The organism is Jidongwangia harbinensis (assembly GCF_020216025.1).
Lineage (GTDB): Bacteria > Actinomycetota > Actinomycetes > Mycobacteriales > Micromonosporaceae > Actinoplanes > Actinoplanes harbinensis.
The window spans coordinates 13,527-37,516 of the sequence record NZ_JAIWNC010000016.1; the positions used below are offsets into that span (position 1 = coordinate 13,527).

21 protein-coding genes are annotated in these 23,990 nt (G+C 71.7%); 15 read left to right on the top strand and 6 right to left on the bottom strand.

Annotation, left to right across the window (positions count from 1 at the left end; genetic code table 11):
- Positions 1-184: 184 nt before the first annotated feature.
- The 6 genes from LDL48_RS20660 (at position 185) to LDL48_RS20685 (ending at position 8,777) form a co-directional block, all read left to right on the top strand.
- The gene (locus LDL48_RS20660) at positions 185-1,264 is read left to right on the top strand and encodes a DUF4397 domain-containing protein (RefSeq protein ID WP_225256827.1); all 1,080 of its coding nucleotides are present in this window, start codon (positions 185-187) and stop codon (positions 1,262-1,264) included.
- Positions 1,265-2,194: 930 nt separating this feature from the next.
- Positions 2,195-2,845: a class F sortase gene (locus LDL48_RS20665; RefSeq protein WP_225256828.1), complete on the top strand. Its 651-nt coding sequence runs from the start codon at positions 2,195-2,197 to the stop codon at positions 2,843-2,845.
- Positions 2,846-2,909: 64 nt separating this feature from the next.
- Positions 2,910-4,616, top strand: coding sequence for a serine/threonine-protein kinase (locus LDL48_RS20670; RefSeq protein WP_225256829.1), 1,707 nt, complete (start codon positions 2,910-2,912; stop codon positions 4,614-4,616).
- Positions 4,617-4,682: 66 nt separating this feature from the next.
- Positions 4,683-6,185 (top strand): M28 family peptidase, encoded by a 1,503-nt coding sequence (locus tag LDL48_RS20675; RefSeq protein ID WP_372472155.1) that lies wholly within the window; start codon positions 4,683-4,685, stop codon positions 6,183-6,185.
- Positions 6,186-6,339: 154 nt separating this feature from the next.
- Positions 6,340-7,725: a hemolysin family protein gene (locus LDL48_RS20680; RefSeq protein WP_225256830.1), complete on the top strand. Its 1,386-nt coding sequence runs from the start codon at positions 6,340-6,342 to the stop codon at positions 7,723-7,725.
- Positions 7,722-8,777, top strand: a complete 1,056-nt coding sequence (locus tag LDL48_RS20685) for a hemolysin family protein (protein ID WP_225256831.1) — start codon at positions 7,722-7,724, stop codon at positions 8,775-8,777. The genes LDL48_RS20680 and LDL48_RS20685 overlap by 4 nt, the downstream gene beginning before the upstream one ends.
- Before the next feature lie 88 nt (positions 8,778-8,865).
- Here LDL48_RS20685 and LDL48_RS20690 read toward each other — a convergent pair whose 3' ends face one another.
- Positions 8,866-10,125: a bifunctional pyridoxamine 5'-phosphate oxidase family protein/GNAT family N-acetyltransferase gene (locus LDL48_RS20690; protein WP_225256832.1), complete on the bottom strand. Its 1,260-nt coding sequence runs from the start codon at positions 10,123-10,125 to the stop codon at positions 8,866-8,868.
- A 47-nt stretch (positions 10,126-10,172) separates the two neighbouring features.
- On the opposite strand from LDL48_RS20690, the gene LDL48_RS20695 reads away from it, so the two are divergent.
- Entirely contained in the window at positions 10,173-11,519 is a 1,347-nt protein-coding gene (locus LDL48_RS20695) for an aminotransferase class I/II-fold pyridoxal phosphate-dependent enzyme (protein WP_225256833.1), read from the top strand.
- Positions 11,520-11,571: 52 nt separating this feature from the next.
- Positions 11,572-12,237: a UdgX family uracil-DNA binding protein gene (locus LDL48_RS20700; protein ID WP_225256834.1), complete on the top strand. Its 666-nt coding sequence runs from the start codon at positions 11,572-11,574 to the stop codon at positions 12,235-12,237.
- 7 nt (positions 12,238-12,244) lie between these two features.
- Here LDL48_RS20700 and LDL48_RS20705 read toward each other — a convergent pair whose 3' ends face one another.
- Entirely contained in the window at positions 12,245-12,991 is a 747-nt protein-coding gene (locus tag LDL48_RS20705) for a TetR/AcrR family transcriptional regulator C-terminal domain-containing protein (protein ID WP_225256835.1), read from the bottom strand.
- 76 nt (positions 12,992-13,067) lie between these two features.
- On the opposite strand from LDL48_RS20705, the gene LDL48_RS20710 reads away from it, so the two are divergent.
- From LDL48_RS20710 to rny, 6 genes are all read left to right on the top strand, one after another.
- Complete coding sequence (locus LDL48_RS20710) at positions 13,068-14,018, top strand: ATP-binding cassette domain-containing protein (protein ID WP_225256836.1); 951 nt, start codon at positions 13,068-13,070, stop codon at positions 14,016-14,018.
- Positions 14,015-14,794 carry an ABC transporter permease gene (locus tag LDL48_RS20715; protein WP_225256837.1) on the top strand — a complete coding sequence of 260 codons (780 nt, stop codon included), beginning with the start codon at positions 14,015-14,017 and terminating at the stop codon, positions 14,792-14,794. Before LDL48_RS20710 ends, LDL48_RS20715 begins: the two co-directional genes overlap by 4 nt.
- 173 nt (positions 14,795-14,967) lie before the next feature.
- The gene (locus LDL48_RS20720; RefSeq protein ID WP_225256838.1) at positions 14,968-15,168 is read left to right on the top strand and encodes a DUF3046 domain-containing protein; all 201 of its coding nucleotides are present in this window, start codon (positions 14,968-14,970) and stop codon (positions 15,166-15,168) included.
- 197 nt (positions 15,169-15,365) lie between these two features.
- A complete protein-coding gene (gene recA, locus LDL48_RS20725) occupies positions 15,366-16,412 on the top strand; it encodes a recombinase RecA (RefSeq protein WP_225256839.1) in 1,047 nt (348 codons plus the stop codon).
- Positions 16,413-16,711: 299 nt separating this feature from the next.
- Positions 16,712-17,323, top strand: a complete 612-nt coding sequence (locus LDL48_RS20730) for a regulatory protein RecX (RefSeq protein ID WP_372472157.1) — start codon at positions 16,712-16,714, stop codon at positions 17,321-17,323.
- Positions 17,324-18,303: 980 nt separating this feature from the next.
- Positions 18,304-20,004, top strand: coding sequence for a ribonuclease Y (rny, locus tag LDL48_RS20735; RefSeq protein WP_225256841.1), 1,701 nt, complete (start codon positions 18,304-18,306; stop codon positions 20,002-20,004).
- 48 nt (positions 20,005-20,052) lie between these two features.
- On the opposite strand, the gene LDL48_RS20740 is transcribed toward rny, so the two are convergent.
- The 4 genes from LDL48_RS20740 to LDL48_RS20755 form a co-directional block, all read right to left on the bottom strand.
- Positions 20,053-20,928, bottom strand: a complete 876-nt coding sequence (locus LDL48_RS20740; RefSeq protein WP_225256842.1) for an amino acid ABC transporter permease — start codon at positions 20,926-20,928, stop codon at positions 20,053-20,055.
- A gap of 40 nt (positions 20,929-20,968) precedes the next feature.
- On the bottom strand, positions 20,969-21,643 hold the full coding sequence (locus LDL48_RS20745) for an amino acid ABC transporter permease (protein WP_225256843.1): 675 nt from the start codon (positions 21,641-21,643) through the stop codon (positions 20,969-20,971).
- A gap of 85 nt (positions 21,644-21,728) precedes the next feature.
- Entirely contained in the window at positions 21,729-22,586 is an 858-nt protein-coding gene (locus LDL48_RS20750) for a glutamate ABC transporter substrate-binding protein (protein ID WP_372472158.1), read from the bottom strand.
- 59 nt (positions 22,587-22,645) lie between these two features.
- Complete coding sequence (locus LDL48_RS20755) at positions 22,646-23,389, bottom strand: amino acid ABC transporter ATP-binding protein (RefSeq protein WP_225256845.1); 744 nt, start codon at positions 23,387-23,389, stop codon at positions 22,646-22,648.
- A gap of 130 nt (positions 23,390-23,519) precedes the next feature.
- Here LDL48_RS20755 and LDL48_RS20760 point away from each other — a divergent pair, with 130 nt between their 5' ends.
- Positions 23,520-23,972, top strand: coding sequence for a hypothetical protein (locus tag LDL48_RS20760; RefSeq protein WP_225256846.1), 453 nt, complete (start codon positions 23,520-23,522; stop codon positions 23,970-23,972).
- Positions 23,973-23,990 lie beyond the last annotated feature (18 nt).

Sequence of the window (23,990 nt, forward strand, 5' to 3'; positions counted from 1 at the left end):
CCTCGGGGGTACGACAAGAAACCCACCGACGACCCCGATCAATCGGTCGTCCACCCGCCCCCGGGCAGGACGGCCAGCGGATTCGGATGGCCGGACGGGCCATGGTGTCACTCCCTGCACCTGGGGCACATTGATGCTCACCCACGCCGGATGAAACCGACGGACCCACCGACCAGGAGGTCCCGTGTCGATCAGCGTCTCCGCCCGCCGGCGAATGGCCGGCGCCGCCGCGGCCCTGGCGGTACTCGCCGCCGGCACGCTGCCGGCGGCCCCCGCGGCGGCCGCCACCGGGGGATATGTGCGGCTCGCGCACCTGTCGCCCGACACGCCCGCCGTGGACGTATATCTGAAAAGCCGTACCGGCTCGGTCGACCAGACGTTCCCGGCCGTCGGCTACGGCGCCCTCTCCGACTATCTGCGCCTCCCGGCCGGCGCCTACTCGGTGGCGATGCGCAAGGCCGGCGCCGACCCGGGCACCAAGCCGGTCCTGACCACGCAGGTCACCGTGGAGGAGGACGGCGCGTACACGGTCGCCGGTGTCGGTCGCTACGCCGACCTGGGGCTGCGGGTGCTGGAGGACGACCTGAAGCTGCCCGCCCCCGGCGAATCCAAGGTCAGGATCATCCAAGCTTCGGTACGGGCACCGGTCCTCGACGTCGACGTGAACAACGGCCCGGACATCGCGGACGGCGTCCAGTTCGCCACCACCACGCCGTACCGGGCGGTGAAGCCCGGCCGGTGGAACGTTCGCGTGCAACCGAGCGGCGGCGGCGTCAGCAGCACGCTGCCCTGCACGCTCGGGGCCGGCAGCGTCTACTCGCTGCTGGTGCTGGACGCCAAGAACGGCGCTCTCAAGCCGGAACTGCACATCGACGCCGGCCGCCAGGGCACCGTCCCGCTGGGCGGCGTGGCCACCGGTGCGGGCGGCAGCCAGTCCACCTCCCCGGTGTGGATGGCGTTGCTCGTGGCCGGGTTGGCGGCGGTGCTGACCGGCGGGCTGGTGGTTGTCGTGCGACGCCGGCCGCGGCCGGTGTGGGCGGCGCCGGCGGGCAGGCTGGCCGGCCGGGCACCGGAGACCGGACCGGGTCCGGAGCCGGCGAACCCCGGTGCGCCGAAGTCCGGTTCTTCGACTGCCGGTTCTTCGACTGCCGGTTCTTCAACTGCCGGTTCCTCAACGGCCGGTCCTGTGGCGGCTGGTTCTTCGACGGCCTGTCCTGGGGCGGCTGGGTCTGGGGTGGCCGGTTCTTCGACGGCCGGGCGTTGACGCGGCTGGTGTGGCGGAGCATTCGGGATGACTGCGGAAGCCAAGGAGCCGCCGGTCCGGCCCGCGCAGCGTGGACCGGCGCCGCCGGTGCCGACCGTGCGCGGGACGGTCCGGGTCGTGCCGGTGCCCGCGCCCACGGTGCGCGCGAGCGCGTCGGTGCCGGAGGCGATCGACCCAGCGTATCGCGATTCTCCGCCCTACTCGCCGTCGCGGACCCGCAATCCCGGGCCGTCGGGCCCGATCGCATCGAAGAAGGCCGCGCGAAAGCGGGCAGCCGCGCGGGAAGCGGAGGCACGGGAAGCAGCCGCGCGGGAAGCGGAGGCACGGGAAGCCGCCGCGCGTGAGGCCGCAGCGCGGGAGAAAGCCGGGCAAGAGGCGGCGGAACGGGCGGCTACTCAGCGGGAAGCGGCTGAGCGGGAAGCGCGTCATCGGGAAGCGGCTGAGCGGGAAGCGCGTCACCGGGAAGCGGCTGAGCGTGCGGCGGCTGGGCGTGCGGCGGCTCAGCGTGCGGCTGAGCAGAAAGCTGTCCCACCAACCCAGACCGAGCCAAGACAGGCCCACCACCCACGGCGACCAGACTCCAGGCAGCCCGAGCCCAGGCAGAACCATCCAGAGCCCTCCGCCCGGCCCGGATCCGGCCGCCCAGCAGTAGGCAAGGCGGCAGTAGGTAAGACGGCGGCGGTAGGCAAGGCGGCCGTAGGCAGTGCCGCGGTGGGCAGTGCCGCGGTGGGCAGTGCCGCGGTGGGCAGTGCCGCGGTGGGCAGTGCCGCGGTGGGCAGTGCCGCGGTGGGCAGTGCGGCCGCCGGAAAGCCCGCGCTACTCCGCGACGCGGACCCGGCCCCCACTTCCCAACCCACTCTCGGCCCCAGATCCGGACGTGACCAGGCCGTATCCGACCCATCCAGCAAGATCGCCGCGCCGAATCCGGACGTGCGACCTCCCCGACGCTGGCTCCGCGTACTGCTGCCGCTCACCGCCGGCCTGCTGGCCGCGGCCGTGACCACGGCCACGTACCTCGCCGTGGATCGTCGGACCCGCAGTGCCGACGTGGGTCGCTGGGGTGGCGTCGCGGCCGAGGTCGCACCGTTCGCGGTGCCGTCCGGGCCGACACCGGACCCGTTCGGTACCACCGCGCCCGCGCTCAGCGGCGCGCCGACCCGCCTCAAGGTGAAGGCGATCGGCGTGGACACGTCGCTGGAGACGCTGCGCCTCGGCGACGACGGTGAACTGACCACGCCGGAGGACTTCGGCGCCGCAGGCTGGTACGCGGACGGCACCCGCCCCGGGGACGTCGGCCCCGCGGTCATCGCCGGGCACGTCGACTCCAAGAAGGGCCCGGCCGTCTTCTACCGGCTCCGCGAGCTGGAGGCCGGCGACCGCATCGACGTGGTGCGCGGCGGCCGGACGGTCCGGTTCACGGTGACGTCGGCCGCCTGGTACCCGAAGAAGAGGTTTCCCACCGACAAGGTGTACGGCCCGACCCCGGACCGTCAGCTCCGGCTGATCACCTGCGGTGGTGTTTTCGACCGGTCCCTGCGGTCGTATCGCGACAATCTGGTCGTCTACGCGGTGGCCGTGTGATCGTCTTTTGGCAGGTCAGCGACCTGCGTCTACCCTGGTCAACAGGCTGGACGGGTGGAGGCTGATGGCGGTCAGGCGGATGCTCGTCGCCGGTCGGTACCGACTCCAGGAGCCGGTCGGCACCGGCGGCATGGGGCGTGTCTGGATGGCACACGACGAGATGCTCGACCGGGTCGTGGCGGTCAAGGAGTTCGTCCCGCCGCAGTGGATGAGCGACGACGAGAAGGTCCGGCTCCGCGACCGGACACTCCGCGAGGCCCGCAGCGCGGCCCGGATCGGCCACCCCCATGTGGTACGGATCTACGACGTCGTGCACGCCGACGGCCTGCCGTGGATCGTGATGGAGTACGTGCCGTCCCGGTCCCTGCACCAGGTGGTGTCGGCGGACGGCCCGCTCAGCCCGGCGGCCACCGCCCGGATCGGACTGGCGGTGCTGGACGCGCTGACCGCGGCGCACGCGGCCGGGGTCCTGCATCGCGACGTCAAGCCGCACAACGTGCTGATCGGCCCGGACGGCCGGGTGGTGCTGACCGACTTCGGCCTGGCCACGTTCGTCGACGACGGTTCGGTGACCGGCCCAGGGATGGTCGTCGGCTCGCCGCAGTACGTGTCGCCGGAGCGGGCCCGGGAGGGCGCGTCCACGGTGGAGTCGGATCTGTGGTCGCTGGGCGCCACGCTGTACGCCGCCGTGGAGGGCCGTTCGCCGTACGCGCGGGAGACCGCCATGGCCACCCTCCTGGCGCTCGCCACCGAGCCGCCGGATCCGTGTGTCCGGGCCGGTGACCTTGCCCCGGTGCTGAACCGGTTGCTGCTGCGGGACCCGGCCGCCCGGCCGAGCGCGGCGGAGGTCGCCGAGGGGCTGCGCGCCGTCGCGGGGGTGGCGGCCGGGGCCGGGGTGGGCGTACGTACCGGGAAAACCGGCCAACCGCTGGTGCCCGCGGAACGTCGCCGCGCGCTTCCGGAGGCCGCGCCGGTCACGCCCGTGGCGGTGCCCGCGGAGCGGCGGGACCCACCGGTGCCGGTCCAGCGCACCTCGCCGGAGCAGTCGCCTGCCCGGCCCCGCCGGTACCGGGTCGCGGCCGGTGCGCTGGCCGCGGCGGTGCTGGCCGGTGGCGGCGTGACCGGCTATCTGGTGCAGCGCGACCGGAAGCCGGACCGGAACGTGGTCGGCGAGATCGTGACCAGCGCTCCGGCGCCGGCGGCCGGCGGGTTCAGCCCGGTGGCCTGCGATCGGCAACCCCCGGCGGACGCGCCGCGCACGCCGCAGCCGGGCGCCAAGCGGGAGGTGAACGGCTGGGAACTGCTGTCCGGCTACTCGTACTTCGCGGCCGCCGGGTTCCATCTCGGGGTGCCGGACGGCTGGACCTACGAGCAGGTGGGCAGCACGTTCTGTTTCCGGGACCCGGACAACATCCGGATTCTGAGCGTCGACCCGGCGCGTACCCCGTCGGGTGATCCGGTCCGGGCCTGCCGGACCGAGGCGGACCGGCTGGTGCGCGCCGGTGCGCTGCCGGAATACCAGCAGATCGGCATCGACGAGGTACCGCTGCTGGAGCGGGCCGCGGACTGGGAGTACCGGTACGACGGCCGCGAGGCGATACGGATGCACGCCACCACCCGCTGGTTCGCGTCCGGCGGCCGGGCGTTCGCGCTCGGCTGGATCACCCGCGACTTCGAGTGGGGACAGAATCTCGCCATGTACCAGATGATCCAAAGCACGTTCTATCCGGACGAACCAGCCGACGCGCGGGCGACACCGCGGGTGAGTTGACCGCGAGCGCGATATGGCGCAAGCGGTATGACGAACGTCGATGTCCACTCTGCGATGCTCTACGGCGTGAGAAGAATATCCCTGGCCGCCACGACCACGCTGCTCGCGGCGTTCGTCGCGGCTCCTGCGCAGGCCGCCGCGCTGCAGGCACCGGACATCCCCCTCGCCAACGTCAAGAGTCACCTCACCCAGCTGCAGAACATCGCCACCGCGAACGGCGGCAACCGCGCTCACGGCCAGCCGGGCTACCTGGCCTCGGTGACCTATCTGAAGGGCCTGCTGGACGCCGCCGGGTTCGTCACCCAGCAGCAGTCGTTCACGTACAACGGCGCCACTGGTTACAACCTGATCGCGGACTGGCCGGGCGGCGACACCAGCGACACGCTGATGGTCGGCGCGCATCTGGACAGCGTCGCCGCGGGGCCCGGCATCAACGACAACGCCACCGGTTCGGCCGCGAACCTGGAGGTCGCGTTGGCCGTCGCCCGCACCGGCTTCCAGCCCCGGCGGCACCTGCGGTTCGGCTGGTGGGGTGCGGAGGAACTGGGCCTGCGCGGATCGACGTTCTACGTGAACTCGCTCAGTGCCGCCCAGCGGTCCGCGATCGGCGGGTACCTCAACTTCGACATGGTGGGTTCCCCCAACCCCGGCTACTTCCTGTACGACGGCGACAACTCGGACGGCACCGGCGCCGGTCCCGGCCCGGCCGGATCCGCCGAGATCGAGCAGACCCTGGCCGCGTACTTCTCCTCGATCAACGTACCCACCCGTGGCACCGACTTCGACGGCCGCAGTGACTACGGCCCGTTCATCGCCAACGGGATCCCGGCCGGCGGCATCTTCACCGGCGCGGAAGGCCGCAAGACCGCCGCGCAGGTCGAACTCTGGGGCGGCACCACCGGCGCCTTCGATCCCTGCTACCACCGGGCCTGCGACACCACGAGCAACGTCAACGACACCGCCCTGAACCGCAACAGCGACGCGATCGCGTACGCGGTGTGGGCGCTGGCCGAGGAGTCGGAGGAACCGCCGCCCGGTGAGACGGTGTGGTCGGACACGTTCGAGTCGGCCACCGGATGGAGCGCCGGCACCGGCGACACCGCCACGTCCGGCCGTTGGGAGCGCGGCGACCCGGCCGCCACCAGTTCCGGCGTGGCCACCCAGCTCGGCACCACGGTGAGCGGCACGTTCGACCTGGTCACCGGCGCGTCGGCGGGCGCCAGCGCGGGCGCGAACGACGTCGACGGCGGCATCACCACCTCGCGTTCGCCGGCGGTCACGCTGCCGAGCGGCACGCTGACGCTGTCGTTCAGCTGGTACCTGTCCCACCTCAACAACGCGACCAGCGCCGACTACTTCCGGGTCAGCGTCGTCGCCGGATCCACCACGACCAGCGTCTTCAGTCAGGCCGGCGCGGCGAGCAACCGGGCCGCGGCCTGGCAGACCGCCACGGTGAACCTGTCGGCCTACGCCGGGCAGAGCGTGCGCCTCCAGGTCGAGGCGGCGGACGCGGGCACGGCCAGCCTGGTCGAGGCCGCGTTCGACGACGTCAGGATCCTGAGGAGCTGAGACCCGGGGGTATGGCGGAAGTGCGCCTTCCGCCGTACCCTCGCCTGCCCGGTCTTCGACAGCGACCCTGCCGGGACCGTTGATAGAGTCATCAGATGGCTGGCAGTACCCGGCCGGGCTCGGCCCGGCGTCCCTCGCACCGGCGAGCCCTCCCGTGTTGATCCTGATCGGGTTTCTGCTGGTCATTGTGATCACCGCCCTCACCGGTTATTTCGTCGCGCAGGAGTTCGGCTACGTCGCCGTCGACAAGGGCCGGCTGCGGCAGCAGGCCGACCAGGGTGACGTGGCCGCCAAGCGAGCTCTGCGGGTCACCGAGCGGCTGTCGTTCATGCTGTCCGGTGCCCAGCTCGGCATCACCGTCACCGCCCTGATCGTCGGGTACGTGGCGGAGCCTTTCCTCGGCGACGGCATGGCGGAGCTGTTCGGGCTGGCCGGCGTGCCGACCGCGGTGAGCATGCCGCTCTCGGTGTTCCTGGCGTTGCTGATCGCCACGGTCGTGCAGATGGTGCTGGGCGAGTTGGCGCCGAAGAACTTCGCGATCGCCCGCCCCGAGGTGCTGGCCAAGGCACTGAGCCGGTCCACGCTGCTGTACCTGGCGGTGTTCGGCCCGGTGATCCGGCTCTTCGACAAGGCCGCCGTGCGCCTGCTGCGGCGGATCGGCATCGAGCCGATCGAGGAGTTGCCGGAGGGCGCGACGGAGGAGGATCTCGAACAGATCATCGCCGAGTCGCGCGCCGAGGGGCACCTCACCCCGGAGCTGTCCGAGCTGCTCGACCGGGGTCTCGACTTCCGCCGCCGGACCGCCGCCGAGGTGATGGTGCCGCGCGTCGACGTGCACACCGTCCGGGCCGACGAGCCGGCCGTTCGCGTGGTGTCGTTGCTGGACACCGGCCGGTCCCGCTTCCCGGTCCGCTCCGGCACCGGCGTCGACGAGATCATCGGCGTGGTCGGCATCGCCGACGTCCTGCCGGTGCCGCCGGACGAGCGGGCCACCACCCCGGTGTCCGACATCGCCGGACCGCCGCTGTTCGTGCCGGCCTCGCTGCGCCTGCCCACGGTGCTGGACCGGATGCGTCGCGGGCACCGCCAGCTGGCCTGCGTGGTGGACGAGTACGGCGGATTCGCCGGCATCATCTCGCTGGAGGACATCGCCGAGGAACTGGTCGGCCCGATCCGTGACGAGGACGACCTGCCGGAGCCGAGTCCGGTCCGCCAGGACGACGGCGCATGGGTGGTCCCGGCCCGCTGGCGCATCGACGAGGTGGCCGACGCGACCGGGGTGGCACTGCCCGAGGACCCCGGGTACGACACCGTTTCCGGCCTGGTCATGGCCCGGCTGGGCCGGGTGCCCGGGATCGGCGACGAGGTGTCGGTCGCGTTGCCGCCGTCGCTCGACGACGAGACGCCGTCGCGGGCCGTGCTCACGGTGCTGTCGGTGGACCGGCACGTGCCCGATTCGGTACGGGTGTCCGTCCCGTCCACCGCCGCACCCTCGCCGCCCGCCACGTCACCGGATGCGGCCTCGGGGGTGTCGCGATGAGCACCACCTGGGCCGCCCTCGTCTCGGTGCTTCTGCTGGCCGGCAACGGGTTCTTCGTCGCGGCCGAGTTCGCCCTGGTGGCGAGCAAGCGGTATCGGCTGGAGCACGCCGCCGCGGAAGGCAGCCGCGCCGCGAAGGCCGCGCTCGACGGCAGCCGCGAGCTGTCCGTCATGCTGGCCGGTGCGCAGCTCGGCATCACGCTCTGTTCGCTGGGCCTCGGCGCGCTCGCCGAACCCGCCATCGAACACCTGCTCAGCCCGCTGCTGCACGCGATCGGCCTGCCCGACGTGCCCAGTCACGTGATCGCCTTCCTGCTCGCGCTGACCATCGTCACGTTCCTGCACCTGGTGATCGGCGAGATGATGCCGAAGTCCTGGGCGATCACCGACCCGGAACGGTCCGCGCTGCTGCTGGCCCTGCCGTTCCGCGCGTTCACCCGGATGGTGCGTCCCGGGCTGAACGCGCTCAACGGCCTGGCCAACGTGGCGCTCAAGCCGTTCGGGGTGCACCCGCAGGACCAGCTCGCCCAGGCACACGGCCCGGAAGAGATGAACATCCTGCTGGAACGTTCCCGGGCCGAGGGCCTGATCGGTGCCGAGCAGACCGAACTGCTCACCAGCATGCTGCGCCTGCAGGAGATGAAGGTCGGCGACGTGCTGATTCCGGACGACCAACTGGTCACCGTGACGCCGGACGCGACCGCCGCGGAGGTCGAGGACGCCTCCCGGCGCAGCGGCCGTTCCCGGCTGGCGATCGTCGGACGGGACGACCGGGTGGCCGGGGTGGTGCATGTGCGCGACGCGCTGCGGGCCACCACGGCCGGCCGGGCCACCACGGCGTCGGATCTGATGGACCCGCCGTTCGTCCTGGCCGCCGGGGTCACGGTGACGGACGCGGTCACCCGGATGCGTGCCGAGCGGGCCCAGCTCGCCATGGTCACCCGGGACGGCCGCCGGGTCGGCTTCGTGGCCCTGGAGGACCTGCTCGAGCAGGTGATCGGCGAGTTCGACGACGAGACGGACCCGGTGCCGGTCGGCCGCCGGATGCGCTGAGCCCACACCGAGCCGTCCCCACACGAGCCGTCCCCACACCGAGCCGTCCCCGGTCGTGCCGCGGCCGTGCCCCGGCGGCGCGGCGCCGTCATGCCGTTGCGGGCGCGGCGCCGCCGCGGGCCAACCGTTCGCGGAGGCGTGCCGCGGCCGCCGGCCACTCGTCGGGTGTCATGGCGAACAGCACGGAATCGCGCCAACTGCCGTCCGCCCGCTGGCGATGCCGGCGCAGCACGCCCTCACGGGTCGCCCCCAGCCGTGCGATGGCCCGCTGCGAGCGCTCGTTGCGGATGTCGGTGTACCAGCAGACCCGTTCCGCGCCCAGGACGTCGAACGCGCGCTCCAGCAGCAGCAACTTGGACTCGGTGTTCACCCCGGTGCGCCACGACGACCGGCCCAGGATGGTGTGGCCGATGCTCAGCGACCGGGCGTTCTCGTCCACGTCGTGATACATGGTCATGCCCAGCACCGCGCCGGTGACCGGGTCGCGCTGCACCCAGGGGACCCGTTCGCCGAGCCACTGCGCCCGCAACGCGCCGGACACGTGCGTGGCCATCTCGTCGGGGCCGGCCGGTCGCGGGACGGTCAGATAGCGCCACACCTCGTCGTCGGCGAGGGCGGCGCACAGCCCGTCCACGTGTGCCGGGGCCAGCTGCTCAAGGTGCACGTGCCGGCCGCGCAGCGGCACCGCCGTGTGCCAGGGGGAGCGGGCCGCGGTCAGATAGTCCGGTGGGGGCGCGCCCACGCCGGTGTCCGGCTCGGGCGGACCGGCGACCCGGCGCAGCGGCAGCACGCCGGCCCAGTACGGCAGCGCGTGGTCCTCCGGTTCGTCGACCACGCCGCCGGCCCGGGCCCGGACCGACACCTCGGTCAGCGGCAGCGCCAGCACGCTGGTCTCGGCCAGCTCGCGGCGGGTCGGCGGCCGTGCGTCCGACGCCCGGCCGCGCCCCACCTTCTCCACCAGGGCGGTCATCGCGGCCCGCTTCTCGGCGTCGCCGGTGACCGGCCGGGCCGTCCCGAGCGCGACCACCGACCGGTAGTTGGCGCTGTGATGGAACTGCGAACGGCCGTAGACGATGCCGTCCAGCAGGGTCACGGACAGGCAGACCGGGACGCCGCCACCGCGGGCGGACAGCCCGAGCCGGCCGCCGGTGGAGCCGTGCAGATAGACCGTGTCGTCGACGCGGACGTGCAGTGTCGGAAGCACCCGCGGCTCGCCCTCGACGACGAAACCGACGGCGCAGTCATACGCCTCGTCGAGGATGGCGTGCGCTACCGCGCGCTCGTAGTGCATCCGGCTGCGGTTGCGGGTTGCGGTGGTGCGGGCCGTCGGGGTGTAGAGGTCGGTCACCGGGCCTCCTCTTGCCAAGTTCTCTGTACTAGTACAGACTCTGTGTTGTGACAGCACAATATCAGGTGACGGGCACGAACGCGGCAGCGATTTCCGCGAGCATCGAGGCGGGCATCGCGAACGGCGACTACGTCTGGGGTGCCGCGCTTCCGCCGGTCCGGATCCTCGCCGACTCACTCCACGTCAGCCCCGCGACGGTGGCGAAGGCGTACTCCGAGCTGCGCCGTCGCGGCGTGGTGGAGACGCATGGCCGGCGTGGCACCCGGGTGCGGTCCCGCCCCGCCGTCGCGTCCGCGCGCTCCGCGCTGCGGCTCCCGGTGCCGGCCGGCGTCCTGGATCTCTCGGCCGGTGAGCCGGACCTCGCGCTGTTGCCGGTCCTCGGCCCGGAGCTGGGCGAGGTCGCGGCGGCGCTGGGCGCACCGGTCAGCTACGGGTCGGCCGGGGTGCTGCCCGAGCTGGTCGACGCCGCCCGCGAACGCCTGGCCGCGGACGGCGTGCCGATGGCGGACGCCGCCGTCACCGTCACCGCCGGCGCGCTGGACGCTCTCGAGCGACTGCTCACCGCGCATGTCCGGCCCGGCGACGCGGTGGCGGTCGAGGACCCGGGCTGGGCCAACCTGCTGGACCTGGTGGCCGCCCTCGGCCTGCGCGCGATCCCGGTCGAGGTGGACGACGAGGGGCCGTTGCCGGTGTCGCTCGGCGCCGCGCTCCGGGCGGGGGCCCGCGCCGTGGTGGTCACCACCCGCGCGCAGAATCCGACCGGCGCCGCGGTGACCGCCGTGCGGGCGACCGCGCTGCGGGCACTGCTGGGCGGCTTCCCGCAGGTCCTGGTCATCGAGGACGACCACGCCGCCGAACTGGCCGGGGTGCCGCTGCACTGCCTCGGGCCGGTGACCGGGGCCTGGGCCTTCGTCCGCTCCGCCTCCAAACCGTTCGGACCCGATCTGCGGATCGCCGTGATGGCCGGGGATCAGACCACCGTGGCCCGGGTGGTCGGCCGGATGCGGATCGGCAGCGGCTGGGTGTCCACCATCCTGCAGCGGCTGCTCCTGCGGTTGTGGCACGACGCCCAGGTCACCACGGCGGTCGCCGCGGCCGCGCGGCACTACGCCGCCCGGCGCGGTGCGCTGCGGGACGCGCTCTCGGCGCGTGGGCTCGAGGCCCACGGGACCACCGGCATCAACGTCTGGGTCCGCGTGCCGGACGAGGCTCTCACCGTCGCCGCCCTGCGCGACGCGGGTTACGCCGTGGCGCCGGGCTCCCGGTTCCGCATCGCCACGCCACCCGGTGTCCGGATCACCGTCAGCCCGATCGCGGATGGCGCGGTGGACCGGGTGGCCGACGCGGTGGCCGTCGCCGCCGACCCGGCGGTGGTCGGAGGGCCGTCGCGGTGAGACCGCCGACGGCCGTCGGGTATGGACGGGAGGAATGGGGTAGAACTTCCTCATGCCCAGCACCGACTCCCCGCCCGGCGCAGACAAATGGGTGCCGCCGGACGCCCGAGAACTCGACCAGCTCAAGGCTGCCGCGGCCGACTGCCAGGGCTGCGAGCTGTATCAGGACGCCACCCAGACGGTCTTCGGCCGCGGCGCCGCACACGCGCGTGTGGTGTTCGTCGGTGAGCAGCCCGGCGACGTCGAGGACCGTCAGGGACTGCCCTTCGTCGGCCCGGCCGGCCACCTGCTGCGGCAGGCCGTGGACGACGCCGGCATCGACCCGGCCACGGTCTACATCACCAACGCGGTCAAGCACTTCCGGTTCGAGCTACGCGGCAAACGGCGCATCCATCAGACTCCGGGACCGGCCCACATCGCGGCCTGTCGCCCGTGGCTGGTCGCCGAGTTCTCGCTGCTCGCCCCGGAGCTGGTGGTGCTGCTCGGCGCCACCGCGGCCAAGGCGCTGCTCGGCCCGTCCTTCCGGGTCACCCGGTCCCGTGGCCAGCTCATGCCGTGGCCGGCCGCCGCCCAGCACCCCGAGGACTTCCCGGTCGCGCAGATCCAGGCGCTCGCCACCATCCACCCGTCTGCGGTGCTGCGCGCGGACGACCGCGACGAGGCGTATCGGGGTCTGGTCGACGACCTCAAGGTGGCTGCCGGGGCGCTCGCCGCCTGACCGGGCCTCACCGGTCGAGCAACCGCTCCAGGCCGTCCAGGATGCGTTCCAGCCCGAACCGGTACGACCGCCGGGGATCGCCGATCGCGTTGTACTCCTCGCCGGCGACCTGCCCGACGCGTCCGGAGAGCGGATACGCGCCCGCGGGCATCACCCGTTCCAGCACCGGCGCGTTGACGCTCCACCACTCCGCGTCCGTGATGCCCGACTGCTCGGCGGTACGCCGCGCAAGGACCGAGGCTCGGGCCGCGGCGGCGGCGAACCCGTCCAGCAGCGTGACCACCTGGTCCATCTCGAGGTCGGTGAACCCGGCACCCTCGATCGCGGCCAGCTGCCACTCGTAGCGGTCCGATCCATGCGGGCCGATCCACGGCCGGCTGCTCTCCACCTGGAGCAGCCACGGGTGGCGGTGGAACTCGTCCCACAGTAGGTCCGCGATCGCGGTCATCCGTTCGCGCAGCGTGCCGGCGTGCGGCGGCAACGGCTGCTCACCCATGACCTCGTCCACCATCAGCCCGATCAACTCGTTCTTGCCGGGCACATAGGTGTAGATCGACATCAGTTTGAGCCCGAGCCGGTCGGCGACCTTGCGCATGGAGAACGCCGGCAGCCCCTCGGCGTCCGCCACCTCGATGCCGGCGCGGATCACCTCGTCCACGCTGACCCGCTGCTTGGGGCCGCGCGATCCCTGGGGCGTGCCCAGCGTCCGTCGCCACAGCAGCGTGAGGGTGCGGTCGACGTCCTGATTTTCCATGTGCGCAGGTTACCCCGTGTGGTGTACGGTGAACGCCGCAGAATTTTCCGTGCACTATACGGAGTTAGGAGCACCCGTGGCGACGGACCACTCCCTGACCGCCGACGGACTACGCAAGAGGTACGGCGACGTGCACGCTCTGGACGGTTTCGACCTGACTGTCGCCTCCGGCACCATCCACGGCCTGCTGGGGCCCAACGGGGCCGGCAAGAGCACCGCGGTCAAGGCGCTGACCACGCTCATCGACATCGACGGCGGCACCGCACGGGTCGCGGGTCACGACGTCCGCACCCGGCCGGGGGAGGTGCGCCGGCGGATCGGGCTGATCGGGCAGAACGTCGCGGTGGACGAGATCCTCGGCGGCCGCCAGAACCTGGTGATGTTCGGCCGGCTCTTCGGCCTGAGCACCGCGGACGCCCGCACGCGCGCCGACGAACTGCTGGCTGTGTTCGGGCTGACCGAGGCGGCCGACCGCGCCGTCTCGGCGTACTCCGGTGGTATGCGACGCCGCCTGGACATCGCCGCCGGGCTCATCCTCACCCCCGCGGTCCTCTTCCTCGACGAGCCCACCACCGGCCTGGACCCGCGCGCCCGCAACGAGGTGTGGCAGACCATCCGGCAGATCGCCGAGCGCGGGACGACCGTCCTGCTCACCACCCAGTACCTGGACGAGGCCGATCAGCTGGCGTCCCGCATCTCGGTGATGAACCACGGCAAGGTGATCGCCTCCGGCTCGCCGGAGGAGCTGAAACGCCAGGTCGGCGGCGATCGGGTGACCGTGACCCTGCCCCGCCGGGAGGCGCTGGTGCCGCTGGCCGACCGGCTCGCCGCGGTGATCGGCGAGACGGCGTCGGTGGACGCCGAGGCGCACGCGGTGACGTTCGAGGTCGGTGCCGGCGTGGTGGCGCTGGCCGACATCGTCCGGGCGCTGGACCAGCTCGGCATCGCACCGGAGGACCTGGTGCTGCGCCGGCCGACGCTCGACGAGGTGTTCCTCACGCTGACCGAGAAGGAGGAGGTGCGATGAGTACGCTGCGCGCCGGCTGGGTGATCACTCAACGCGACCTGGCCCACTGGGTACGGCAACCGTGGACGCCGATCTTCGGCCTGCTGTTCACCATCATGCTGCTGCTGGTCTTCGGCTTCCTCTTCGGCGGGGCGATCACCGTGCCGGGCGGCGGCGACTACATCAGCTTTCTGCTGCCCGGCATGCTGGCGCTGAGCATGATGTTCGGCGTCGAGTCCACGACGACGGCGATGGCCGCGGACGCCCGGAAGGGCATCACCGACCGGTTCCGCTCGATGCCGATCGGCAGCGCCTCGGTGTCGCTCGGCCGGGTCGGCGCGGACATGGCGAACTCCGCCGTGGAACTGCTCGTCCTCCTGCTCGGCGGCCTGGTGATCGGCTGGCGGATCTCGTCCGACCCGGCCCCCGTCGCCCTGGCCGTGGTCCTGTTGCTGCTGTTCCGGTTCGCGGTGCTGTGGATCGGGATCTACCTCGGACTCGCGTTCCGTGGCGACGGCGCGACGACCGCGGTCCAGGTGCTGGTCTGGCCGATCGGTTTCCTGTCCACCGCGATCGTCTCGGCGGAGACGATGCCGGGCTGGCTCGGCGCCGTCGCGTCGTGGAATCCGTTGTCCGCCACGGCTTCGGCGATCCGGCAGCTGTTCGGCAACCCGACCGGGATCACCGAGGGGCCGCTCGCCGACGGTGCGGTCTGGCTGGCCGTCGCCTGGCCGGTGCTGATCACCGCGGTGTTCCTGCCGTTGTCCGCACGGGCGTACCGGAAGCTGCGCCGGTAGGCCGGTCCGTTCCGGGTCGCGCGGCGGCGGCGTCGCGCGACCCGGGCGCGGGTCTGCTCCTTCGGGGTCGGCCGCGGGCCTGCGTTTTCCGGCCGGCCGGCCCGTTCCGGTCTGCGGCTCGCCGGACCGATCGGGCACCATGGAGAACCTGATCCATCCCGAAGGAGCGGAACGTGCGGTTGACGGATTTCTGGGCTCGCCTCGAGCAGGCGTTCGGCGCCGGCTATGCGCGAAGTCTGGCCGCGGACCAGACCTTCGCCGGTCTGGGCGGCCGGACCATCGACGAGGCTCTCGCTCAGGGTGTGGAGACGGTTACGGTCTGGCGCGCGGTGGTGGCCGCGTACCCCGATCGGGTGCCCTCCCGCCTGCACTGACCCGATTAGTACGCCTGTTCTGGCGTGTCACTCTTTCGTCGTACAGGTGTTCGGCTATTGTCCACAACGGCATGGTCATCCACAGGCCATGGCAGGGCGGCGGATTTTTGTCGTACCCACCGCCTAGCGTGTGCGACGTGGTGAACAGAAGCTCTTCGGCGAAGACGCCTGCGAAGTCGAGTACAGGGGTGGCGGACATGGTGGCAGGACCTGACCGGGACAAGGCTCTCGATCTGGCTCTAGCGCAGATCGACAAGCAGTTCGGCAAGGGCTCGGTGATGCGCCTGGGGGAGCGTCCGGTGGTGCAGACCGCCGTCATCCCCACCGGCTCCATCGCGCTCGACGTGGCGCTCGGCGTCGGCGGCCTGCCGCGCGGCCGGGTCATCGAGGTGTATGGGCCGGAGTCGAGCGGTAAGACGACCGTCGCGCTGCACGCGGTGGCGAACGCCCAGCGGGCCGGCGGCATCGCGGCCTTCATCGACGCCGAGCACGCGCTCGACCCGGAATACGCCCGGGCGCTCGGTGTGGACACCGACGCGCTGCTGGTGTCCCAGCCGGACACCGGTGAGCAGGCACTCGAGATCGCGGACATGCTGATCCGCTCCGGCGCGCTGGACATCATCGTCATCGACTCGGTGGCCGCCCTCGTGCCCCGCGCCGAGATCGAGGGCGAGATGGGCGACAGCCACGTCGGCCTGCAGGCCCGCCTGATGAGCCAGGCGCTGCGGAAGATCACCGGCATCCTGAGCAACTCCGGCACGACCGCCATCTTCATCAACCAGCTCCGCGAGAAGATCGGCGTCATGTTCGGCTCGCCTGAGACCACGACCGGTGGCCGCGCGCTGAAGTTCTACTCGTCCGTGCGCCTGGACGTGCGACGCATCGAGAGCCTCAAGGACGGCACCGACGTCGTCGGCAACCGGACCCGGGTCAAGGTCGTGAAGAACAAGGTCGCGGCCCCGTTCAAGCAGGCCGAGTTCGACATCATGTACGGCAAGGGCATCTCCCGCGAGGGCTCGCTGATCGACGTCGGCGTCGAGCAGACCATCATCCGCAAGTCCGGCGCCTGGTACACCTACGACGGCGACCAGCTGGGCCAGGGCAAGGAGAAGGCGCGCGAGTTCCTCAAGGAGAACCCCGACGTGGCCGCCGAGGTGGAGAAGAAGATCCTGGAGAAGCTCGGCGTGGGCCAGACGTCCGGCGACGCCGCCGGCGGCCCCGAGCTTCCGCCGGTCGACTTCTGATGCCCGCGGTGTCCGGGCGCTGAGCTCCGATGGCAGGACGACGCGGGGCGCGGGCCGGGCGCGGATGGGATGCCATTCCGCCCAGGCCGGCCGACGAGCAACCCCCCGGTAGCGAGTTCCGGCGCGACGATTCGGAACGCGGCAACGTTGCGAGCCGTCGCCGCCGGAACTCGCCGGGGGGCAGCACGGTCAACCGGGACGAGCCCGATCCCAGCGGATCCGGCGAGAGTGGATCCGGCCCGCGCGGGTCCGGCCGGCGCGGGTCCGGCCGGCGCGGGTCCGGTCTGGGCGGGTCCGGTCTGGGCGGGTCCGGTCTGGGCGGGTCCGGTCTGGGCGGGCGTGGTGCCGCCGGATCGCCGGCCGGAGGGCCGCCGAAGAGCGAGTCCGAGGTGGCCCGCGAGATCTGCCTCCGCCAGTTGGCCGTGCGCCCGTGCACCCGCGCCGAGCTGGCGAAGACCCTGGTCCGCCGGCAGATCTCCGACGAGGTGATCGCCGAGGTGCTGGACCGCTACGACGAGGTCGGCATCATCGACGACGCGGCGTTCGCGCGGGCCTGGGTGTCGAGTCGCCACCAGGGCCGGGGCCTGGCACGTCGGGCACTCGCGAACGAACTGCGCCAGCGCGGCGTCGACGCCGAGGTGGCCGGCGAGGCGCTGGAAGCCGTGGACGACGAGGCCGAAGCGGCGACCGCGCGGGCGCTCGTGGACCGCAAGTTGCGCACGGCACGGGGCACGCCCGAGGCGGTGTTCCGCCGGCTCGTCGGCATGCTGGCCCGCAAGGGGTATCCCGCCGGTGTCGCGATCCGCGCGGTGAAGGACGCGCTTGCCGCCCGCGACGCCGAGGCCGCGGAGTTCGCGGACCAGATCGACGCGGACGCCCTGGCCGACGACACCATCGACACCTCCTCCTGACCCGACCGGACCGCCGGCCATCCACACCGGATGGCGTGGCGGCCCCGCTGGCAGACCGGGTCAAGCTCACCGAGACGGCCCGGCGGCAGACCGAGCAAGACTGGCCGAGACGACCCGCGAGCCTGGCCGGGTCGACCCGAAGCCTGGTCGGGCCGGCCCGCGGGACTGGCGGGGAGGGCCGCTACGTCCGCCGGGCCGAAACCCGCGGGGCTGGCGGGGAGGGCCCGCCACGTCCGCCGGGCCGAACCCGCGGGACTGGCCGGGAGGACCCGCCACCTCCGCCGGGCCGAACCCGCGGGACTGGCCGGGAGGACCCGCCACGTCCGCCGGACCGACCCCGGAGGGCTGGCCGGGAGGACCCGCCACGTCCGCCGAGACAACCCGCCAGCTCCGCCGGAGTGGCCCAGCCACCGGCGCCCCGGGGCGGGCCCAGCGACCGACTCACCCAGACCCGCCGGATAAGATCAGCAACGCGCGAAACGCAAACCCAGGCATCCGGTTCGCCGGATATGGCAGGCGCCGCAGGAGGCCGTTTCGGGCCGATCGGGACGGAACCACCGCCGGGAACGGCCGGGTGATCCGTTGTCGTCCCGGCTGGCCCGGTACGCCGGAAATGCCCCGCACGTCCCTGAGCTGGGCGTGTGTGGGTCTGCGCGCTGTGTCCTATCCGCTGCCGAATCATGAGTCCTTGACCGAACCGGCATCTGCGACCTAGCCTCGCGTTACAAAGGTTTGCTCGACCATCGCAAGCAACGCGCACAACATAGATCGCATTACATTACGGCATCACTTCCGGTGCAGGCCGGACTGCGACCGCCGCCCGTCAACGGCGTGGGAGGCGGCGCGACATACCCGTACGGTCGTCGGCTGACCCCCAGCCGACGACGCGTTGACGCCTGCTTACAGCCGCCTTGGTCGGGCATTCCCATGGACAGCCGGCGCGTGGTGACGTGCGTTCGGCGGAGGGAGACGCGGCGATGATGACCGCCCTGGATTGGGTGCTGGTGGTGGCGATCATCGTTCTCGCCGCCTTCGTGGTGGCCGGCCTGATCCTCGGCGCCCGGGCGCTGCGCCAACTGCAGAGCAGCCGGCTCGAGGCCAAGGACCGTCAGGACCAGGTCGACGACGCCAAGGCCAAGGCGGCTTCGGTACGCGCCGAGGCGGCCGCCGCGAAGGCCGAGGCGAACGCCGCCCGCGCGGAGGCCCGCCGGGTCCTCGAAGCGGCCCACGAGGAGGCCGACACCATCCTCGAGCACGCCCACCGGCAGGCCGAGGCGGACGCCGAGCAGGTCCGGGTCGCGGCGCGCCGCAGTGGCGAGCGGGAGGTGGCGCTGCTCAACACCACGGCCAAGGAACAGGCCGCCGAGGTGGAGCGCCGGGCCGCCCGGATCGACGAGCGGGAGCGGCTGCACGCCGAGGAGGTGGAGCGGCTGGTCGAGCGGGAGCGCCGGCTGGCCGCCATGGACGCCGACCTGGCCGTCCGGGAGAGCGCGCTGACCGAGCGTGAGGCGCAGGTCGCCGCGGCCGAGGAGGAACGCCGCCGCGAACTGGAGCGCATCGCCGGGCTCACCGCCGACGTCGCCCGCGCCGAGCTGATCGACAGCATCGAGAGCCAGGCCAAGCGGGAGGCCGCCATCCTGGTCCGCGACATCGAGAGCGACGCCAAGCGCACCGCCGACACCCGGGCCCGGCACATCGTGGTGGACGCCATCCAGCGGATCGCCAGCGAGCAGACCGCGGAGAGCGTGGTCAGCGTGCTGCACCTGCCGAGCGACGAGATGAAGGGCCGGATCATCGGGCGGGAGGGCCGCAACATCCGGGCCTTCGAGTCCACCACCGGCGTGAACCTGATCATCGACGACACCCCGGAGGCGGTGCTGCTGTCCTGCTTCGACCCGGTACGCCGGGAGGTGGGCCGGCTGACGCTGGAGAAGCTGGTGCTGGACGGCCGGATCCACCCGCACCGGATCGAGGAGGTCTTCGACAGTGCCAAGAACGAGGTCGAGCGGCTCTGCGACCGGGCGGCCGAGGAGGCACTGGTGGACGTCGGCATCACCGACATCCACCCGGAACTGGCCGTGCTGCTGGGCCGGCTGCGGTACCGCACCAGCTACGGCCAGAACGTGCTGAAGCACCTGGTCGAGACCGCGCACATCGCCGGCATCATGGCCGCCGAACTGGGGCTGGACGTGCCGACCATGAAGCGGGCGGCGTTCCTGCACGACATCGGCAAGGCGCTGACCCACGAGGTGGAGGGCAGCCACGCGCTGATCGGCGCGGACCTGGCCCGCAAGTACGGCGAGTCGGAAGACGTCGTGCACGCCATCGAGGCGCACCACAACGAGGTGCCGCCGCAGACCATCGAGGCGGTGCTCACCCAGGCCGCGGACGCCTGCTCCGGTGGGCGGCCGGGGGCGCGGCGGGAGAGCCTGGAGGCGTACGTGAAGCGGCTCGAGCGGATCGAGGAGATCGCCGCCGGCAAGGTGGGCGTGGACAAGGTCTTCGCGATGCAGGCCGGCCGGGAGATCCGGGTGATGGTGCGCCCGGAGGACGTGGACGACATTGCCGCCGCCGTGCTGGCCCGGGACGTGGCGAAGCAGATCGAGGAGGAACTGACCTACCCCGGTCAGATCCGCGTCACGGTCGTCCGGGAAAGCCGCGTCACCGAGCTGGCCCGGTAGCCGGCCGACCCAGGCCCTGAAGCTTCGCCGGCCGGCTACCTCGAGGGACTAAGCTCCGCCGCCGCCCACGCCGGCGCCCGCCTCGATCAGCGGGGTCCGCTTGCGCGGCGCCCGGCCCTGGCGGCGGGTGCGGCGTTCCAGCCAGCCGGCCAACGAGGTCAGCGCCGCGTTCACCAGGATGTAGATGATCGCCGCCACGATGGCCGCGGCCACGATGTTGCCGAAGTTGGCGGCCAGCGTGTTCACGCCGTTCTGCAGCAGCTCCGTGTAGCCGATGATGTAGCCGAGCGCGGTGTCCTTGACCAGCACCACCAACTGACTGACGATCACCGGCAGCATGGCGCGGGCGGCCTGCGGCAACAGGATCTCGCGCATCACCTGGCTCTTGCGCATGCCGATCGCGTACCCGGCCTCGCTCTGCCCGGTCGGCACCGCCTTGATGCCGGCGCGGAACGCCTCGGCCAGCACCGATCCGTTGTACAGCGTCAGGCCGATGACCACGGCCCAGAACGGCGGCATCGGCTGCTCGGTGATGAACGGCAGGCCGTAGAAGATGAAGAACATCAGCAGGAGCAGCGGTACGGCCCGGAAGAACTCGACCACGACCCCGGACGGCACGCTCAGCCACCAGTGGTCGGACAGCCGGCCCACCGCGAAGATCAGCCCGTACGCCAACGACAGCACCATGGCGACCGCGGCCGCACTGAGCGTGGCCTGCAGCCCGGGCAGGATGTAGTCGGTCCAGGTGGACGCCTCCAGGAACGGCTTCCACAGCGGCGCCGCCCACTGGCCCTTCTCGTCGAACTGGCGGTAGATCCAGTACAGCAGCGCCAGCAGCAGGACGCCGAACACCACGGTGAGGACCGTGTTGCGGATCTTCGCCCGAGGGCCGGGGTGGTCGTACAGAACGGCGTCGGCGCTCATGCGGGAACCTCGCGAAGGTGGGGAACCTGGGGGACGGCGCTCACCGCTTCACCGCCAGGCGGTTGGCGAGCCAGCCGAACCCGTAGCCGGTCGGGATCAGCACGACCGCGAACGTGCCGGCGAACACCAGGAAGATCGGGATCACCGCGTCGCCGTTGGCGTTGATGAGTTCCTTCATCGCGTTCGAGCTCTCCATCAGGCCGATCGTGCCGACGATCGTGGCGTTCTTGCACAACGCGATGAAGATGCTGCCCAGCGGGGCGATCACCGCGCGGCCGGCCTGCGGAAGCACGATGATCGTGAGGGTCTGCAGGAACGACATGCCGACCGCCCGGGCCGCCTCGGCCTGCCCGGCCGGGATGGTGTTGATGCCGGAGCGGATCGCCTCGCACACGAAGGCGGCGGTGTAGACCGCCAGGCCGATCACGCCGAGCCAGAAGTTGTTCATGTCGATGTCGTCGACGATGCTCAAACCGAGTGTCGAGTACAGGCCGAAGTAGCAGAAGAACACGATCAGGGTCAGCGGCGTGTTCCGGAAGATGTTGACCCACGCCGCGCCGAAGCCGCGCAGCACCGGCACGGGCGAGACCCGCATGCCGGCCAGCACAACGCCCAGCACCAGCGCGAAGAACGCGCCGGCCGCCGTGAGCCGGAGGATCCAGAGGAACCCCGTCACGTAGACGTCGACGTTCAGGGGATCGGAGAAGACGTCCATCGTCCTCGCTTCTTCGCCGCGGGTCGGGATAGGCAGTGCAGGCGGGCGGGGCCGGCAGTGCCGGCCCCGCCCGTCGCGGTGGTGATCAGGCGCAGTTGGTCAGCTTGGTGGTGTCCAGCTCGGGTGCGGCGGTGCCGCTCTTGCCGAGAGTGGCGTCCCAGGCGGCCTTGTAGGAGCCGTCGGTGGCGGCGGTCTTGAGGATTTCGTTGATCTTGTTGCAGCCTTCGGTGTCGGTCTTCTTCAGGCCAATGCCGTAGGGCTCCTCGCTGAACTTCTTGCCGACGACCTTGAACTTGCCGGCGTACTGCTCCTGGGAGGCGTAGCCGGCGAGGATGATGTCGTCGGTGGTGACGGCGTCGACCTGGCCGCCGGCGAGGGCGGTGACGCACTTGGAGTAGGAGTCGAACTGCTGCAGTCCGGCGTCCTTGTACTCGGTCTGGATGCGCTTGGCGGGCGTGGAGCCGGACACCGAGCAGACCTTCTTGCCGGCGAGGGTTTCCGGGCCGGTGATGGTGGAGGCGACCGGGACGAGCAGGTCCTGGCCGGCGACGAAGTACGGTCCGCCGAAGTTGACGACCTTCTTGCGTTCGTCGTTGATGGTGTAGGTGGCCACGACGAGGTCGACCTGGCCCTGCTGGATAAAGGGCTCGCGGTTGGACGAGACCGTGGTCTTGTATTCGATGCCGGTCTCGGGCACGCCGAGGCCCTTGGCGATGATCTTCGCGATTTCGATGTCGAAGCCGGTGTAGGTGCTGCCGGTCTGCAGGCCGAGGCCGGGCTGGTCGGCCTTGACGCCGACGACCAGCTTCTTGTCGTTGGTGGCCTTGCCGACGATGCCGCTGGCCGAGCCGGAGCCGGACCCGGAGCCGGCGTCGTCGCCGCCACATGCTGCCGCGGTCAGTGCCAGGGAAACGGCCCCGAACACGGCGGCCAGACGAGTCATGCGCTTCATTACGCTCCTTGCTCAAATGCGACGGAGCCGCGTGGCTCCTGCGTGGACACTCAGTGCGTCAGGATTTTGGAGAGGAAGTCCTTCGCCCGGTCGGTCTTCGGGTTAGCGAAGAACTCCGCCGGTGTGGCCTCCTCGACCAACTGCCCGTCTGCCATGAAAACGACCCGGTTCGCGGCATGCCGCGCGAAACCCATCTCATGGGTCACCACGACCATGGTCATGCCCTCGCGCGCCAGCGCCGTCATGACGTCCAGCACCTCGCCGACCATCTCCGGGTCGAGGGCGCTGGTGGGCTCGTCGAACAGCAGCGCCTTCGGCTGCATCGCCAGTGCCCGGGCGATCGCCACCCGCTGTTGCTGGCCGCCGGAGAGCTGCGCCGGGTACTTCTCGGCCTGGCTGGCGATCCCGACCCGCTCGAGCAGGCTCATCGCGCGTTCGCGTACCGCTGCGGGTTTTTCCTTGCGGACCTTGACCGGGCCCAGCATCACGTTCTGCAGGATGGTCTTGTGCGCGAAGAGGTTGAACGACTGGAACACCATGCCGACCTCGCTGCGCAGCCGGGCCAGCGCCCGGCCCTCCGCGGCCAGTGGTTGGCCGTCGAACGTGATGGTGCCCGAGCTGATCGGCTCCAGCCGGTTGATCGCCCGGCACAACGTCGACTTGCCGGACCCGGACGGTCCGATCACGACGACGACTTCGCCGCGGTCCACGGACAGGCTCACGTCCTGCAGCACATGCAGCGGACCGAACCACTTGTTGACCTTGTCGAGGACGATGAGAGCCTCGTCAGCCACTGCCGGACCACCGTCCCGTCGTTGGGTTCACTCGGATGGGGCCACTCTAGGGGGGCCGGTGTATCGGAAGGCACCGAGAATGGTCACGGAGCGGTAACACAGCCGATGGCCGGGGGGAGGGATGTCCACCATGAGCGTTATGGCTGACGGCGGGCAGGCAGATGGCCTTTGGAACTGGTGTGCTTCCGGGCACGTCGACGCGGAGAAGGTCCGGAATGCCCTGTCGGGTGCCCTGCAGCGGCACGTCACCACGCTGGACTGTCCGGCGGACGGCGCGCTGCTCTGCGACGTCTGGCATGTCGGCGGCGACTTCCCCACGCAGATCGACTGCTACCTCGCACCGGACGACGTCGCCGAGGCGACCGTCGCGAGCGCCGTCGCGGTCCGGCTCGGCGCCGACGTGCTGCTCCCGGACGACACGCTCAACCCCACGCGGTACGTGCTGGCCGAGCCGGACGGCACGCTGCGGCCGGTGCACGTGGACGAGGTGGAGACCGACGAGGGCACGGAGCGACGGCACCTACGCCCCTGCACCGGGTCCGACCCGGCATGCGCGGCGGCACCGGAGCGCAACGCCGCCTGACACGGTGTCGCGGGGGCG

Coding starts and splice junctions, on each gene's coding strand:
- LDL48_RS20705 (WP_225256835.1), bottom strand. CDS start 12,991: ATGGAAAATCAGGACGTCGACCGCACCCTCACGCTGCTGTGGCGACGG.
- LDL48_RS20760 (WP_225256846.1), top strand. CDS start 23,520: ATGAGCGTTATGGCTGACGGCGGGCAGGCAGATGGCCTTTGGAACTGG.
- LDL48_RS20740 (WP_225256842.1), bottom strand. CDS start 20,928: ATGAGCGCCGACGCCGTTCTGTACGACCACCCCGGCCCTCGGGCGAAG.
- recA (WP_225256839.1), top strand. CDS start 15,366: ATGGTGGCAGGACCTGACCGGGACAAGGCTCTCGATCTGGCTCTAGCG.
- LDL48_RS20750 (WP_372472158.1), bottom strand. CDS start 22,586: ATGACTCGTCTGGCCGCCGTGTTCGGGGCCGTTTCCCTGGCACTGACC.
- LDL48_RS20745 (WP_225256843.1), bottom strand. CDS start 21,643: ATGGACGTCTTCTCCGATCCCCTGAACGTCGACGTCTACGTGACGGGG.
- LDL48_RS20715 (WP_225256837.1), top strand. CDS start 14,015: ATGAGTACGCTGCGCGCCGGCTGGGTGATCACTCAACGCGACCTGGCC.
- rny (WP_225256841.1), top strand. CDS start 18,304: ATGACCGCCCTGGATTGGGTGCTGGTGGTGGCGATCATCGTTCTCGCC.
- LDL48_RS20700 (WP_225256834.1), top strand. CDS start 11,572: ATGCCCAGCACCGACTCCCCGCCCGGCGCAGACAAATGGGTGCCGCCG.
- LDL48_RS20670 (WP_225256829.1), top strand. CDS start 2,910: ATGGCGGTCAGGCGGATGCTCGTCGCCGGTCGGTACCGACTCCAGGAG.
- LDL48_RS20685 (WP_225256831.1), top strand. CDS start 7,722: ATGAGCACCACCTGGGCCGCCCTCGTCTCGGTGCTTCTGCTGGCCGGC.